The sequence below is a fragment of the Nocardia sp. NPDC050718 genome (assembly GCF_040654235.1).
Classification (GTDB): domain Bacteria; phylum Actinomycetota; class Actinomycetes; order Mycobacteriales; family Mycobacteriaceae; genus Nocardia.
The window spans coordinates 198,087-213,953 of the sequence record NZ_JBFAHQ010000001.1 but is presented as its reverse complement, the minus strand read 5'-3'; the positions used below and the strand labels follow the sequence as shown (position 1 = coordinate 213,953).

Annotated in this window: 14 protein-coding genes; 4 read left to right on the top strand and 10 right to left on the bottom strand. The window is 68.0% G+C overall.

The annotated features are described in order from the left end of the window. Positions 1-118: 118 nt before the first annotated feature. Genes AB0H54_RS00985 through AB0H54_RS00950 form a run of 8 tightly spaced genes read right to left on the bottom strand, consistent with a single transcriptional unit; the run spans position 119 to position 8,757 of the window. On the bottom strand, positions 119-1,297 hold the full coding sequence (locus tag AB0H54_RS00985; RefSeq protein WP_355275263.1) for an MlaD family protein: 1,179 nt from the start codon (positions 1,295-1,297) through the stop codon (positions 119-121). Further along, complete coding sequence (locus tag AB0H54_RS00980; RefSeq protein ID WP_357341920.1) at positions 1,294-2,385, bottom strand: MCE family protein; 1,092 nt, start codon at positions 2,383-2,385, stop codon at positions 1,294-1,296. Before AB0H54_RS00980 ends, AB0H54_RS00985 begins: the two co-directional genes overlap by 4 nt. Positions 2,386-2,393: 8 nt before the next feature. After that, complete coding sequence (locus AB0H54_RS00975) at positions 2,394-3,506, bottom strand: MlaD family protein (protein WP_357341919.1); 1,113 nt, start codon at positions 3,504-3,506, stop codon at positions 2,394-2,396. Continuing rightward, on the bottom strand, positions 3,503-4,498 hold the full coding sequence (locus AB0H54_RS00970) for an MCE family protein (RefSeq protein WP_357341918.1): 996 nt from the start codon (positions 4,496-4,498) through the stop codon (positions 3,503-3,505). The genes AB0H54_RS00975 and AB0H54_RS00970 overlap by 4 nt, the downstream gene beginning before the upstream one ends. Beyond that, positions 4,495-5,520: an MCE family protein gene (locus AB0H54_RS00965; RefSeq protein ID WP_355275271.1), complete on the bottom strand. Its 1,026-nt coding sequence runs from the start codon at positions 5,518-5,520 to the stop codon at positions 4,495-4,497. The genes AB0H54_RS00970 and AB0H54_RS00965 overlap by 4 nt, the downstream gene beginning before the upstream one ends. Continuing rightward, the gene (locus tag AB0H54_RS00960) at positions 5,517-6,995 is read right to left on the bottom strand and encodes an MCE family protein (RefSeq protein WP_357341917.1); all 1,479 of its coding nucleotides are present in this window, start codon (positions 6,993-6,995) and stop codon (positions 5,517-5,519) included. The genes AB0H54_RS00965 and AB0H54_RS00960 overlap by 4 nt, the downstream gene beginning before the upstream one ends. A 40-nt stretch (positions 6,996-7,035) precedes the next feature. After that, on the bottom strand, positions 7,036-7,899 hold the full coding sequence (locus AB0H54_RS00955) for an ABC transporter permease (RefSeq protein ID WP_355275275.1): 864 nt from the start codon (positions 7,897-7,899) through the stop codon (positions 7,036-7,038). A 3-nt stretch (positions 7,900-7,902) separates the two neighbouring features. Beyond that, on the bottom strand, positions 7,903-8,757 hold the full coding sequence (locus AB0H54_RS00950) for an ABC transporter permease (RefSeq protein WP_355275277.1): 855 nt from the start codon (positions 8,755-8,757) through the stop codon (positions 7,903-7,905). Positions 8,758-9,218: 461 nt separating this feature from the next. On the opposite strand from AB0H54_RS00950, the gene AB0H54_RS00945 reads away from it, so the two are divergent. Next, entirely contained in the window at positions 9,219-9,893 is a 675-nt protein-coding gene (locus tag AB0H54_RS00945) for a serine protease (protein WP_355275279.1), read from the top strand. A 62-nt stretch (positions 9,894-9,955) separates the two neighbouring features. Here the strand turns inward: AB0H54_RS00945 and AB0H54_RS00940 are convergent, their stop codons facing one another. Both AB0H54_RS00940 and AB0H54_RS00935 read right to left on the bottom strand, forming a co-directional pair. Next, entirely contained in the window at positions 9,956-11,407 is a 1,452-nt protein-coding gene (locus AB0H54_RS00940) for an MFS transporter (RefSeq protein WP_357341916.1), read from the bottom strand. 38 nt (positions 11,408-11,445) lie between these two features. Continuing rightward, positions 11,446-12,066 carry a hypothetical protein gene (locus AB0H54_RS00935; RefSeq protein WP_357341914.1) on the bottom strand — a complete coding sequence of 207 codons (621 nt, stop codon included), beginning with the start codon at positions 12,064-12,066 and terminating at the stop codon, positions 11,446-11,448. Positions 12,067-12,257: 191 nt separating this feature from the next. Here AB0H54_RS00935 and AB0H54_RS00930 point away from each other — a divergent pair, with 191 nt between their 5' ends. From AB0H54_RS00930 to AB0H54_RS00920, 3 genes are all read left to right on the top strand, one after another. Beyond that, complete coding sequence (locus AB0H54_RS00930; RefSeq protein ID WP_357344137.1) at positions 12,258-13,466, top strand: serine hydrolase domain-containing protein; 1,209 nt, start codon at positions 12,258-12,260, stop codon at positions 13,464-13,466. A gap of 44 nt (positions 13,467-13,510) precedes the next feature. Then, positions 13,511-14,854 (top strand): cytochrome P450, encoded by a 1,344-nt coding sequence (locus AB0H54_RS00925; RefSeq protein ID WP_357341913.1) that lies wholly within the window; start codon positions 13,511-13,513, stop codon positions 14,852-14,854. An 81-nt stretch (positions 14,855-14,935) separates the two neighbouring features. Next, on the top strand, positions 14,936-15,856 hold the full coding sequence (locus AB0H54_RS00920; protein ID WP_357341911.1) for an alpha/beta fold hydrolase: 921 nt from the start codon (positions 14,936-14,938) through the stop codon (positions 15,854-15,856). Positions 15,857-15,867: the final 11 nt, after the last annotated feature.

The window sequence follows — 15,867 nt, the reverse complement described above, 5'->3', positions numbered from 1 at the left end:
GCTCTTTCCCGGCACACATATCGCACCGATATCCTTCGTGGGCCCGTGAGCCGGGCCACACGCTCTCCCCAGCGAGTATGCCCGGTCCGGTCCGCGAGGGACCGGGCCGGGCATCAACTCAGTTCACCGGGATGGGTGTCCGCTCGTTGGGATCGACACCGGGGGGCATCTGCGCGCCGTTGTTGGGCACGTTCGGACGCGGCGCGTTGGCCGAACCGCGGATCTGCTGATCGGCGGGCGGGTTCACGCAGTAGTTCCACTTCGGGATCGACCCGTCCTGGACTTCCTCGTTGCGGCGGTACTCGGTGGCGTAGTAGCACGTCGGCCGCGGCCAGATGTCGATGACGGTGTGGAACTCGCCGTCGTGGGCGGGTACCGCGATCGACTCCAGACCCAGCGCCAGCGACGGGAACAGCAGTCGCAGCGCGGGCTGACGCAGCTGCGCCGCCCTGGTGATGGCGACGAAGTTGGCCGCCAGACCGGTGATCGGATCGGCCGTCTTGTCCAGCACCGCGCCGAGCGCCTCGAACTGCGCCGGCGCGTTGTCCAGCACGCTCTGCAGCTCGGCGTTGGCGTTGTTGAACTGGGTCAGCAGCGCGCCCGAGTTGCTGGTCAGGGTCTGCAGATCCGGCTGCGCGTGCGAGGTGGTCTCGGCGATCACCCGCAGATTCGCGATGAGGTTCACCGTCTGCGGCAGCAGGTTGTCCAGACCCGCCACCACCAGGCTGACGCCGTTGATCAGGCCGCGCAGCTGATCCGGGCCCGCGCCGAGCGCGGTGTCGAGCTCGGACAGGATCGTCTTGAACTGCTGCGGGTTGACCTGGGCGATCAGCGCGCTGGTGTCGTCGAGCACCGCCCACACCGGGGTGGGGGTCTTGATCTGCTCGGGGTTGTACTTGATCACCGCGCCGTCACCGAGGAACGGGCCGACATCGCTCTTCGGACGGAAGTCGATGTACTGCTCGCCCGCCGCCGACAGGGCCGCCACCTGGATCATGGTGTCGACCGGGATCTTGTAGCTCTTGTCGATCTGCGCCTTGGCGGCGATCGACTGCCCCTGGTCGATCAGCTCGACCGAGGTGACCTTGCCGATCCGGTGCCCGCGCAGGGTCACGTCGTTGCCCGGCTGCAGACCACCCGACCGGTCCAAGTTGACCGTCACCGCGTACTCCGAGCGCAGCGGGTTCACCCGCATGACGTTGACCAGCAGGTAGGTGGCACCGACGATCAGCACCACCACCAGCGCGGCATTGGCCAGCAGGATCTTGTTACCGAAGAACTTCTTCGCCTTGCTCATCGGTGGCCTCCCACTCGGCCCTGAACGATCTGCAGCACCTGGATGAAGGTGCCGACGAAGTCGTTCACGTCCTTCAGATCGGGGAACTTGCTGTTGGCCGGATCGGTGAGCAACCCGATGTCGAGGTTGGTCAGCGTCGCGTACGGCGCCAGCGACTTGCCCTGGAACGTGGCGTTCGCGCCGGGCCGGATCGCGTGCAGCTGATCCAGCACGTACCCGAAGTTGTCGCCGGAGGCCGCGAGCGCGGTCATCAGGTTGTCCAGGTTGGTGAGCAGCTCGGAGAGCTGATCGCCGGTGGTGTTGGAGTAGTCGCCGAGCGCGGCGCTGGCCGTGGCCACCTTGGTGAGCAGGTCACCGATCGCCTTGTTGTTCTCGGCGATGGCGCCGATGGCCTGCGGCAGGGTGTCGGCCACCTGACCCAGCTGGGTCTTGTTGTTCTCGATGGTGTTGGCGAGGGTGTTGAACTCGGTCAGCACCGTATCGACCTTGGCGCTGTTGTTGTTCAGTTCGCCGATGACACCGGTCATCTCGGTGATCAGGTGCGACAGGTTGCCGCCCTGCCCGTTGAGGATCGAGCCGAGTTCGGTGCCGAGCCGGCTGAGGCTGGCCACGCCACCGCCGTTGAACAGCATCGACACCGAGATCAGCAGCTCTTCCACGGTGGCGCCCGCGGAGGTGTACTCGCGGGTGAGCGTGGCACCGTCCTGCAGCGGCGCGCCCGTGGGAGCGCCGTTCTTCGGCTTGGACAGCGCGATGAAGACGTCACCGAGCGGAGTCGCCTGACGCAGCTCGGCCGTGCTGCCCTGGGGCAGCACGATGTCCTTGCTGATCTGCATGTCGATGAGGGCTTGGAAGTTCTTGGTGGAGATGCCGGAGACCACCCCGACATCGGAACCACCGATCTTCACCTTCGCCTGATCGGGCAGGTTCAGCGCGTTGTCGAACTCCGCGTGGAGCGTGTAGGTGTCGCCTTCGGCGCCCGGCTTGGGCAGCGGCAGATCCTCCACGGTGAATCCACACCCGGAGGTGATCGCCACGGTGGCCGTCGCGGCCGCGGCGACCAGCGCGCGGCGGGCTTTCATCGTCATACGTAGGGTCATTTCGTCAGTCCGAGCAGTGCGGCGGTGAGCCCGTAGTCCGGGCCGAAGTCCTGCATGTTCCCGGAGCGGCAGCCATCGGACTTCATCTGGACCCGCTCACAGAAGACGCTGACGATCTCGCCGGAGAGGGCGGTACCGATCAGGCCGTGCAGGCGGACGAAGCGGCCTTCCTTGTTCATCGCGCCGTCGATGTTCTGCATCAGCAGCGGCACGATGTCGACGATCTCGACCATCGCGCCCGAGTTGGCGCGCAGCTGGTTGGTGACGTTGGTCAGACCGGTCAGCGAGGTCTCCAGCTCGTCGGCGTGCTCGCCGAACATCGTGGAGGTGTTGGCCAGGAACGCGTTCAGCTGATCCAGGGTGGCTTGCAGGCCGGGGGCCTGTTCGGCCAGCAGGCCCGACATCGCGGTCACCCGGTTGCTGAAGTCGCGCACGGACTGGTCGTTGTCGGCCAGCATCGTCGTCAACTCGTTGAGCTTGATGATGATGTTGGAGATGGCGTCCTTGTTGTCGACACCGATCTTCAACGCCGAAGACAGGGCGTCGAGGGTTTCGCGGATCTTCTGGCCGTTGCCGTTGAGGACCGGGTAGAGCACCCGGCCCGAGAGCGGGCCGAGTCCTTCCTGGCCCTCTTCCGGCTTGAGCGAGGCGGAGAACTGGTCGATGGTCTTGATCATCGTGTCCAGCTCGACCGGGGTCCGGGTACGCGCCTTGGGCAGGTGCTCACCGGACTTCATCGACTCACCACCGGTGAAGGGCGGGGTGATCTCGATGTGCCGGTCGGTGACGATCGACGGCGAGATGATCGCCGCGATCGCTTCCTTCGGGATCTTCACCCCACCGTCGATGGTCATGTGGACCTCGACGTAGGTGCCCTTGGGAATGATCTTGTCGACCTTGCCGACCGCCAGGCCCAGGACCATGACGTCGTTGCCCTCGTACATGCCCGCGATGTTCTCGAAGTCGGCCGTGATCTTGGTCGACATGCCGAGCGCGTCGTTCACCTGATTGGGCAGCAGCGAGCAGCTGCCCAGGGTCAAGGCGGTGGCGCCGATCATGAGCGATCGGGCCAGCGTCTTGCCGCCGCGGAATCTCGAGGTCAGTTTCATCCTGCGCACCCCTGAATCACCTGAACGAAGCACAGCCAGTTGTCGGGGAACAGCCACGGCAGCGAGACGTCGCCGTAGTTGCCGTTGCCGAGCGCGTTGTTGAAGTAGCGCGCGGTCGGCTGCCCGATCTGCAGCAGCCGGTCGAGGTTGTCCTTGTTCTTCTGCAGACCCTCGGCCATGGTGTTGAGCTGACCGATGGTGCCGCCGAACTGGTTACCGTTCTCGGCGCCGATCTCCTCCAGCTGACGAGTCAGCGTGGCGATGTTGTCGAGCAGCTGGCGCAGCAGGTTCTGCCGCTCCATCACCCGGTTGGCGATGGCCTCACCCTGGGTGATGACCAGCAGGATCGAGTTGCGGTTGTCGGCCAGCAGCTGGGTGACCCGGTTGAGGTCCTTCAGCAGGCTGTCGACCTCGGTCTTGCGCCGGTCGACGACCTTGGCCAGGGCGCCGACGCTGTCGATCGCCTGGGCGACGAGCTCCGGCGAGTCACCGAGCTGGCTGTTGATCGTGTTGAGCGAGGCGGCCAGCTTCTTGGTGTCGAGTTCCTCGAACTTGGGCGTACCGACCTGCACGACATCGGCGATGTTGTACGGCACGTCGGTGTTGGAGCGCGGGATGGTCTTGTTCTTCAGACCCGACCCGTCGCCCGGCTGCAGGTCGACGTAGCGCGCGCCGAGCAGCGTGGCCATCTTGATCGCGGCGTGCGCGTCGGGGCCGAACTTCAGCGACTTGTCGACATCGAGGGTGATCACCACGTGATCGCCCTCGATCTCGGCGCCGGTGACCGTGCCGACCTGCACACCCGAGACCGCGACCTTGTCGCCGGTCTTGATGCCCGCGGCCTGCACGAACTCCGCTTCGATCGACTGCCTGCCGATCCCGATGAACTGGTAGACCGTCGAGCCGACCAGCAGCAGCACGATGACCAGCGAGCCGATCACACCGAGCCAGAAGTTGCGGTTGCCAAGGAAGGTCTTCTTGAGCTTGCTCATCTGCAGACCTCCGAGTGGGAGGTGCCACCGATCTGGCTGAACAGACCGCGCGGGAAGAGCACCCCGTAGAGCGAGACGTCGAGGCTGCACAGGTAGGCGTTGGCGTGCGTGCCCTCGGAGGTCATCCGGCCCAGGTCGGCGAGCATCGACGGCATGTCGATCGCGGCCTGGTCGAGCTTGGCGCCGTTGGCCAGCAGCAGGTTCAGCGCCGCGGTGGTCGAGTTCTGCGCCGCCGACAGCTTCGGCTGGATCTTGCCGACCATGCCGACCAGCGAGGTCGTCGCGTCGGCCAGGGTGGCCGTGGACGCCTGCAGCGACTGACCCTGTTCGTAGAGCCCGCCGATCAGCGCCCGGGTCTGGGTCACCAGGGTCTCCAATTCATCCCCTCGCTTGGCCAACCCGGCCATCACGCCGGACAGGTTGGTGATCACGTCGGAGAGAATCGCGTCCCGACGCTGGAAATCCGTGGCCAGCTGCGCGGCCTGGACGATGAAGGACGACAGCGAGACACCGTCACCCTGCAGCGCCTGGATCAGCGTCTCCGACATGGCGTTGACCTCGGCCGGCTCCAGCGCCTGGAACAGCGGCTGGAAACCGTTGAGCAGCGCGGAGATGTCGAACGAGGGCTCGGTGCGGTCGATCGGGATGACCGAACCGCTCTTGAGCTCCTGCGGGCTCGGCGCCGAGCCCGGGGTCAGCGCGACGTAGCGCTGGCCGATCAGGTTCTGGTAGCGGACAAGGGCTTTGGTGTCGTCGAAGACCGTCTGGTCGCTCTGCACGATGAACGACACCTTGGCATCGTTCTTGCCGTCGAGCTCGATCTTCTCGACCTTGCCGACGCGCACGCCCGCCATGCGGACGTCGTCGCCGGGGCGCAGGCCCAGGACATCGGTGAAGATCGCGGTGTACTTGCGGGTGTCTCCGTCGACCGTGCGGGCGAGCGTATTCCACACGACCACGATGACCAGCATGGAAACGATCGCGAAGATACTGAACCCGATCAGTGGCTTGCGGATGCTCATGCGCCACCCCCGTTTTCGGACACTTGCAGGGTTCCGCCCTTCAGAATCGGACCGAGCAGCAGGAATTCGGATGCCGTCGGCTTACGCCCCAGCAGTTGAGTCATCGCCGCTTCGCCCTGGTAGGAGATCGGCTTGGCGGCCGGGGCCACCGCTGGCTGCGGTGCGTCGGCCGGGGCAGCGGGACCGGCGGCGGGCGCGGGGGCGCCACCACCGAGCAGACCCGGCAGGCCCGGGATCTGGATCGAGGGCACCAGGCCCTCGAGCGGCGTACCGGCGAACGGCTTGACCTCGGTGCCGTTGGCGGTCTGCATCGGCGCGAGGCCCGGCGTGGTGAGGCCAGGGATGGCGGGCATGCCGGGGATCGCGACCAGCGGCGGCAGGCCGGCGGCCGACGCCAGCGCCTTCGGGCGCACGCTCTCCGGCATCGGCGGCAGGCTGACCGTGGCGGGCGCGGTGAAGCAGCTCGGGCCGAGCAGTTCGCCGTAGCGCGGGCAGTCGGCGACGGTGTTCGGCTTGTACGGGGTGAAGGTGATGCCCGCGTTCCAGACCATCTGCTTGGACGGACCGCCGTGCATGGTGGTGTTCAGCGCCGCCAGCGACGGACCGAAGACCTCGAAGGTCTTGGTGATCGAGCTCGGATCGGCGGCCAGCGCGCCCAGGGTCGCGTTCATCCCGACGGTGACCTCCTTGCCGACATCGGGGTTGGTCGCGAACAGGTCGTTCACCTGGTCGGTGGTGGCACTCGCACCGGCCAGCAGCGCGATCAGCTGATCGCGCTTGGTGGCGATGGTGTTGGCGGTCTGCACCGAGCTGCCGAGCACGTCGAGCAGTTCCGGCGCCGACTGGTTGAGCGCGTGCGCCGAGGCCGCGAAGTTGTCGAGCATGCCGCCCAGGTTCGGGCCTGCATCGGCGACGGTGGTCAGCCAGTGGTCGAGGCGCTGGATGGTGGAGCCGGGGACCCGGCCGCTGCCGTCGAGCGCCTGGGTCAGGGTGCCGAGCACCCGGCCCAGCTGCACCGGGTCGACCTCGTTGAGGATGTCGCGCACCGTGGTGAGCGTGTCCTGCAGCGCGATCGTGCCCTGGCTGGTGTCCTCGGGGATCTGCGAACCCTCGTGCAGGTACTGATCGGACGCGCCGTTGAAGACCAGCTCGACCGAGGTGACGGCGAACAGGTTGCTCGGCACGACGCGAGCGGTGACGTTGGACGGGATGTCGCCGGCGAACTCGGGCTTGAGCTCGATGTTCACCTTCTGGGTGGCGCCCTGGTCGGTGATCTCGACGTCCTTGACGGCGCCGACGAGCACGCCACGGAACTTCACGTCGGCATCCGAGGGGAGGCCGTCACCGGTGGTGGTCAGGTTGGCGGCCACGTTGACCTTGGGCACGAAGTAGCCCTGGTACCTCGCCATCAGGAACCCGAGGATCACCGCGAAGACGATGACGCCACAGGTACCGGCGATGTACAGCTGTTTCATCGTGGGACCGCGCCCACTGGGATCGATGATCATCGCGCGCCTACCCCGAGATCCGGATTCCGGGGTTGACGCCCCAGATCGCCAAAGTCATGAACAGGTCGGCGAACACGACCAGGATGATGCACATCTTGATCGCGCGGCCGGCCGCGACGCCGACGCCCTCGGGACCACCGGAGGCGAAGAAGCCGTAGTAGCACTGGATGAACGTCGTGATCATGACGAACACGACCGCCTTGAGCAGCGAGTACAGCACGTCCGTCGGTACCAGGAATTGATAGAAGTAGTGCGAGTAGGTACCGGCCGCGGTGCCACCTATCAGCTGGACCGTGATCGAGCAGGAGACGTAGGCCATCACCAGGCCGATGCAGTACAGCGGCACGATCGCGATGACCGCGGCCATCATCCGGGTGCTGACCAGGTAGGGCAGCGGCCGGATGGCGATGGAGTCGAGCGCGTCGATCTCCTCGGAGATGCGCATGGCGCCGAGCTGGGCGGTGAATCGACAGCCCGCCTGTGCCGCGAACGCCAGCGCCGCCAGCAGCGGGCCGAGCTCGCGGGTGGTGGCGAAGGCCGAGATGGCACCGGTGATCGGGCTCAGGCCGAGCAGGTTCAGCGAGGTGTGACCCTGGATGGCGACCGTCATGCCGCCGAAGGCGCTGATGATCAGGATGACGCCGATGGTGCCACCACCGACGACGATGTTGCCGTTGCCCCAGGTGACGTCGGAGAGCAGCCGCCAGACTTCCTTCGGGTACTGCTTGAAGGCCAGCGGAATCGAGCCGACGGAACGCAGGAAGAAGAAGACCTGGTGACCGAGGCGCGCGAGCAGATCGATGGGCGCCTTGCCGACCGCCTTGAGCTGGCGCAGCGGCCGCAGCAGCGGGGGTACATACGTTGATGACATGGCTCAGACCACCTGTGGGGGGAAGACTGCGGCGTAGATCTGGGTGATCGCCACGTTGACACCGAGCAGCATCACCATGGAGCTGACCACCGCCGAGTTCACCGCGTTGGCGACGCCACCGGGGCCGCCGCGCGCGTTCAGGCCGGAGTCGCAGGCGATGATCGCGGCGATGATGCCGAAGATCACCGACTTGAGCAGCGCCACCGCGAGGTCGCGGGTGACCGCGAACGAGGCGAAGGTGCTCATGTAGGAGCCGGGGGTACCCGCCTGGGCGAAGATGTTGAACATGTAGCCGGTGATGAAGCCGACGAAGACGACGAAGCCGCAGAGCAGGAAGCTGACGATCATCGCGGCGCCGAGCCGGGGGGCGACCAGCCTGCGCAGCGGATCGACGCCCATCACCTTCATGGCGTCGATCTCTTCACGGATGGTGCGCGAGCCGAGATCGGCGCAGACCGCCGAGCCGACCGCGCCGGCGATCATGATCGAGGTGACCAGTGGCGCGCCCTGCTGGATGATGCCGAGGCCGTTCGCCGCGCCGATGAACGAGGTCGCGCCGACCTGACCGGCGACCGCGCCGACCTGGATGGAGACGATCACCGCAATCGGGATGGCCACGAGCAGGGTGGGCGCGGCGGCCACGTTGGCCATGAAGGCGCATTGCCGGACGAACTCGTCGAAGGGGAAGCGGCGACGGAAGATCGCGACGATCAACTCCGTGATCGCTTCGAAACCCATCGTGATCTGTCGACCGAAGGTCTCGAGTGACTTCTTCGGATGGTCGTCCCAAAGGCCCTTGGTCCGGTCGACAGCTTCGCTGACTCGTGAACGGGCGGGTGGACTCTCGGTCGACTGCACTGCTTTTACCCCTCTCGACGCCAGGTCATCAACACCCCGACGACTTGTTTGCTTGACGCACCTTACTACGGAGTAGCGCAGAACACACCACCGACATGTGAGCGCTGTCATAGACAGAGGTCACTGTCCAGAACAGCTATGAGTCCTGCCATGTCGGACCATACAGCCCACAATTGTGGCGGTATCGGCGATTGCGTTGGATGTCGTTTTCCCCCTGGATTCCCAGCACTGGCGGCTGCGCCGAATAAATATTGCGGAAAACTGTCATTCATAACGAACCCCCCGACCGAATACTCCGGCAGATCACAGACCGATGGCATAACTGGACAATTGATCATTCCATTGATAGATATCAGCTATCACCGAGAAGTGCCCGGCGGGCGGGGCGCGCCCGGGACGGAATACAGGCACGATAGGCAGAGCGAATTGATATCGTGCGGGCTTCCGACGTCTGGAGGGACATGTTCACCACACTCGCCAAGGTGGCCAACGCCGCCTTCGCCGTCGCCCTCGGTGCAGCACTGCTCGGCACCGGCGCGGGCGCTTCGCAGGCTCAACCCGGCCCACCGGTGATCGGCGGCGGCTCCGGAATCGTCATCGACAGCATGTTCGAGTGCACCGTCACCACGGTCGGCTACGACGGTGCGGGCAGACTCGTCGGACTGACCGCCGGCCACTGCGGCGACGCGGGCGCGAGCGTCACCGCCGAGGTGGACCGTGGCTACGGCGAGATCGGCCGGTTCGCCTACAGCAACTCCGAACTCGACTACGCGATCATCGAGTTCACGCCGGGACGGATCATCCCGGTCAACCGGATCGGCAACGTCACCATCACCGGCATCGGCGGGCCCGCCCAGTTCCCGACGATCGTCTGCAAGGAAGGCCGGACCACCGGCAACACCTGCGGCATCACCTGGGGTGACGTCTTCCAGACCAATACCGAGACCTGGGCCCAGATGTGTGTGATCGAAGGCGATTCCGGTGCGCCGGTGGTCGTCGGCTCGACCCTGGTGGGCATGGTGAACGCCTACCTGGCCGTGGCCTGCTTCGGTCCCGAGGTCGGCACGAACATGAGCGCGATCATGAACGACGTCAATGGCCGCGGCGGCGTCGGCGCGGGATTCCATCCCATCTAGCTCACCGTTCGGATCGCCGGAAGCACTGCGGGTCGCGTGGATTCACCTCCACGCGGCCCGCTTCATTTCTGTCCGAGGGGCGCCAGCGCCGGACCGTCGGCACCCGCGCAGTGCGGCAGGCAATCGACCCGGTCGGGTTCCGGCGCGCGGCGCGGGACCCGCAGCAGCACTCCCGCCACGACCGCCCCGACCAGCAGCAGCGCCGCGCACCAGCGCATCGCGGTGTCGAAGCCGGCGGCGAAGGCGACCGGATCGTCGAAGGCGCCGGCCAGGCCCGCCAGCCCGGGCAGCGCGGCGACGGCCAGCAGTTGCGCCGTCCTGGCGACGGCGTTGTTGACCCCGGAGGCGATGCCCGCGTCGGCGGTCGGCACCGCGGCCAGCACCGCGCCGGTCAGCGGCGCGACCATGATCGAGAGCCCGAGCCCGAAGATCAGCACGCCGGGCAGGACATCGGTGAGATAGTTCGCGTCGGCCCCGACCCGTTGCAGGGCGAAGACCCCGCCCGCGGCCAGCAGCGGACCCGCGGTCATCGGGATCCGCGGTCCGTGCCGTTGCGCCCAGCGCCCGGCCGGGGCCGACAGCACCAGCATCAGCACCGTCACCGGCAGACTCGCCGCGCCCGAGGCCATCGGCGAATACCCGGAGACCAGTTGCAGCTGCAGGACCAGCAGGAAGAAGACGCCGCCCAGCGCGGCGTAGACGAAGAACGTCACCAGATTCGCGACGGTGAACACGCGCGAGCCGAACAGCGAGGGCGGGACCAGCGGATTCGGGCTGCGCAGCTCGACCACCACGAACAGCGCCAGCGCGACCAGCCCGACCCCGATCAGCACCGGAAGCGCCTCGATCAGCCCGAGCGTGAGCGCCCCGAGCGCGATGGCGACGATCACCGCGCCCGGCACATCGATGCGCGACGGCGCGTCCGGATCCCGGCTCTCCGGCACGAACCGGATCGCCACCACCGCCACGACCAGCGCCAGCGGCACATTGAGCAGGAAGATCGCGCGCCAGCCGACCAGGTCGATGAGCCCGCCGCCGAGCAGCGGCCCGAACGCGCCCGCCACGCCGCCGAAACCGGACCACAGGCCGATCGCGCTGCCCTGATCCTCGTGATCGATCGACGCCGAGATCAGCGCGAGGCTGCCCGGGGTGAGCAGCGCGCCAGCCAGGCCCTGCAGCAATCGGGCCACGACCAGCAGCTCGATGTTCATCGCGACCGCGCACAGCAGCGAGGTGACCGCGAATCCGGCCACCCCCCAGACGAACACGCGCTTGCGGCCGAGCCGGTCGCCCAGCGAGCCGCCGAGCAGGATGAACGAGGCCAGGGTGAGCGTGTAGCCGTTGACCGTCCACTGCAGACCGGCGACATCGGTGTGCAGCGACTCGCCGATGCGCGGCAACGCGACCGCGACCACGGTGGCGTCCAGCGACGCCATCGAGGAGCCCAGGATGGTGGCGAGCAGGATCCACCGCCCCGTGGCCGAATTCAGCCGAACCGTCTGGGTCGGGGACACCTCACCAAACTAGCGCCTCGCGCCGGTCTTTCGCCGGACTACAGGCTCTGGACGCAGACCACGACTTTGCGCTCGGGGTACTTGAAGCCCGAATCGGCGACGTCGGGGCAGTCGTCGACGCTGTCGGTGCCGGTCTTGATCGTGATGACCTTGACCGCCTCGGACCCGGACTCGGTGCACTCGATGCGCTTGGGCTCGTCGCCGCCGACATCCATGCAGCCGCCGACAACCCAGTCGATATCGAGGCACAGCGCGCCGGTCTCGATGCCGTTGAGGGTCTCGGCGTAGAAGTTGTCGCGGTCGCTGACGCAGCCGGTGCTGTTCTTGGCCTTGCCGATGACCTTGTAGTTCGACGCCCGGCTGCCGCACGACGCCTTGTCGATGGTGGCGTCGTTGACGGTGCCACCGAGCGCGACGCAATCGCCGACATTGGCCTGGAAGTCGGTGTTGCCGCCCCGGGTCGAGGTCTGCGCGGGTTTGCTCGTGGTCGGCTTGCCCGAGGGTTTGGTGGTGGGGCCGGCGCTGCTGGTCGCCGGGACGACATCGATCGCGGGCTGCGCGTGGCCGTCGATGGTGCCACCGCATCCACTCGCGACGAAGGCGGTCACCGTGATGGCGACCGCGCCGACGAGCCGGCCGATGGACAGGTCTGCAAACACCTACTGTGAATACACCACCGGAGCCACCGGCGTCGACTCCATCCCGATGGTCGGGGTGCTGGGTTACCCTTGGGATTCCGGCCCCCCGGCCGTACCTGCATCAGGAGGTGAACCCGATGGTGGCAGCAACGGCGGGAGATTTCGGCCCCCTGACCCGGCCCGGCGGCACGCCGATCGCGGCGCCGCGCCAAATGCTGGTCGATCCCCGGTTCATCCGGCTGGCCGACCATTTCTTCGGACTCTTCCCGCAGCCCAGCCGTGGCGGCGGCGCGCTGGCCATCTATCTGGACGGCAGGCCGGTCGTCGACATCTGGGCGGGCTGGGCGGCCAAAGATCAGCGCTGGAACGGCGAGAACGTCGCGCTCACCTTCTCCACCGGCAAGGGCGTCGCGGCCACGGTCGTGCACCGGCTGGCCGAGCGCGGCCTGATCGACTACGAGGCGCCGGTCGCGCGGTACTGGCCGGAGTTCGCCGCGCACGGCAAGCACGACATCACCGTCCGCGACGTGCTCTCGCACCGCGCGGGCCTGCACCGCGTGCGCGGGCTGGTGCCGGGCCGCGAGGGCATCCTCGACTACGACAAGGTGGTCACCGCGCTCGCGGAGAGCCCGGCCGACCCGCGCCGCATCCGCACCTCGGGCTATCACGCGATCACCTTCGGCTGGCTGGTCGCCGAGATCGTGCAGCGGGTGACCGGCGAGCCGTTCACCACGGTGCTGGAGCGAGAAGTGGCGCAGCCGTTGGGAACCGACGAATTCTGGTTCCAGGTGCCCGCCGCGCAGCGGTACCGGATCGCCAAGATCTTCCCGCACCTGGCACCGCCGGGAATCCGCTGGAACACCGCGTCCTCGGTGCTGTCGTGGGTGCGGCCCGCGCGCGGACTGGCCGAGGCGGGCATGCCGGAGAGCTTCGACGAACTGGTGCGCGACCCGCGCGTGCACGACGCGGTGATGCCGGGCTGGAACGGCGTCTTCTCGGCCAGGGCGCTGGCCCGGCTGTACGGGGCCCTCGCCAACGGCGGTGTGGTGTACGCCGGCGACGCCGAGCACCGGCCCGCGCGCGGCGACGCGGCGGTGCGGTTCCTGCGTCCCGAGACGATCGAGGCCGCGAACGTGACCCAGCAGACCGACAGCCGCGACTACGTCCTCGGCCTGCCGCTGCGCTTCACCCTCGGCTATCACCGGCCGGTGCTGATGACCAAGCAGCAACCGCGACAGGCGTTCGGCCACTACGGAATCGGCGGCTCCGGCGCCTACGCCGACCCCGATCTGCGGATGTCGATCGCGTTCGTCACCAACCGGCTCGGCAACTCCTTCACCGCGCTCGGTGACGCGCGGCTGGCGAAGCTGTCGGCGATCGCCCAGGGCACGGTGCGCCGCCTGCGCGCCGAGCAGACCTAGGTGCCGGTTCGAACCGGCCGCGGGCGCGCGCCGTAGTAACGGGCATGACAGCGCTGAGCCCGGCACCCTCGACCCCTCGCTGGTCGGTGCTGCACGGCGTGGCGGCGGGCCGCGATTTCGAGGGCTACCTGCGACGACGCGCGGCACACAGCGATCCGTTCGCGGTGGGCTTCCCCGGCTTCCCGCCGGTGCTGTTCACCGGAACGGCCGAGGGCGCGCGCGAACTGTTCCGCGCGCCCGCCGCGCTGCTGACCCCGCCGCGGCCCAATCCGATCGAACCGATGGTCGGCGCCGCCTCGCTGATCCTCAGCTCCGGCGCGCGGCATCGCACCGATCGCGCGCTGCTGGCGCCCGCCCTGCACGGTCCGCGAGTGCGCGCGCTGGCCGGGGTGATCCGGGACGCGACGCTGCGCGAGATCGAGCACGGTTGCGGCACAGCGGGTTCCTGGCAGGTGGGCAGCCGGATCGACGCGCTCGACGCGGCACGATCCATCACGCTGCGGGTCATCCTCGCGGCCGTGTACGGACCCGAGGTCGATCGTGCGCCCGAATACGCCGGTGCCGTCACCGATTTCCTCGCCGCCTTCACCACGCCGCTGCTCGTCGCGCCCGTATTACGCCGTGGCGTAGGCGGATTCGGGCCGTGGGAGCGTTTCGTCGCCGCCCGCGCCCGGCTCGACCAGGTGATCCTGACCGATATCGCCCACCGTCGGCGCACCGGTCCCGGCTCGGGCGACCTGCTCGATCTGCTCCTGGCCACCCGCTACGACGACGGCAGCGCCCTCACCGACACCGAACTGTGCGAGCAGCTGCGGACGCTGCTCGTGGCCGGTCACGAGACGACGGCCACCACCCTGACCTGGGCGCTCTATCACCTGCACCGCGAGCCGGGCCTGCTCGACCGGCTCACCGCCGAACTGGCGACGGCCGGCGACGACCCCGCCGAGCTCGCCGCGCTGCCGCTGCTCGGCGCGGTCTGTCAGGAGACGTTGCGCCTGCATCCGGCGGTTCCCATCGTGCTGCGCACGCTGACCGGACCGCTGCGCTGGCGCGGGGTCGACGTGGCGGCCGGACAGACGATCGGCCTCGCCGTCGGCGTCCTGCACAGCGACCCGTCGACCTGGCCCGCGCCCCGCCTGTTCCACGCCGACCGTTTCCTCGACCGCAAGGTCTCGCCGTTCGAGTACGCCCCGTTCGGCGGCGGACATCGCCGCTGCATCGGCGCCACGCTGGCCGAATACGAACTCCGCATCGTGCTGGCAACCCTGTTGACCACGGTCGGCTTGGCTCTGGACCCCGCGCTCGCCCTGGGCGCCCGCCCCCGGACCGTGCCCCGGAATCTGGCCACCGCGCCGGATCGGCCGATCCGGTTCACCCGCGAACGGTAGTGAACCAGCTCATATCCCGTCACAGCGATGCCACCTGCCTCGTCCGAGGTGTGTCCACCGCAATCGACGAGGAGTCGAGTCATGCAGTACAGCACCGTTTTCCCCCGGATCGCGCTGGTCGTCGCGGTCCTGTTCGGCACCATCGGCGTGGTCGCCGGGCCCGCGGCCGCCGCGCCGGAGGCCCGGTTTCCGGGCGGGCTCGCGTCGAACTACGTGGAGACCGACCTGGCGACGTTCCACTACGTCCGCGCGGGGTCGGGTACCCCGGTCGTCCTGATCGCCGGCGGCGGCCTGTGGGGCTACTCCTGGCGCGACGTGCTGCCCGCGCTGGCGGCCGAGCACACCGTCTACGCGGTGGATCTGCCCAGTCAGGGCTACACCGAACCGCGCCGCGCCGACTTCGCCTACGACCTGCCCGCGATGTCGGCGGCGATCGCGAGTTTCCTCGACGCCGTCGGCCTCGACCGGACCACCCTGGTCGGGCATTCGTGGGGTGGCGCCTGGAGCATGTACTTCGCCCAGGAGCACCCGGATCGGGTGGATCGACTGGTCCTGCTCGACGCGCCGGGGCTGGATGCCGAGAAGGCACCGGTCGCGCCGCTGTTCACCACTCCGCTGCTCGGTGAGCTCGCCACCGAGCTCACCACGCGGTCGTTCTACGCCGAGAACATCCGCGCCACCTTCGCCCATCCACAGCTGGTCACCGACGAGATCGTCGACGCGTACTACCTCCCGTTCGCGCGACCGGCGAACCGGGCCGGGTTCCTGGCGCTGTGGCGCAACCTCGACTACCGCGTCACCGATGCCGGGCTGCACCGGATCACCGCACCGACCCTGGTGCTGTGGGGTGGCGCGGACACCTGGCTCCCCGCCACCCAGGCCGGGGCGCTCGCCGCGCGGATCCCGGACGCGACCGCGCACGTCCTGCCCGGGTGCGGGCACGCCCTGCACGAGGATTGTCCAGCGCAAGCCGTGCCGCTGCTGAGCGACTTCCTGCGGTAGCGGATTCTCAT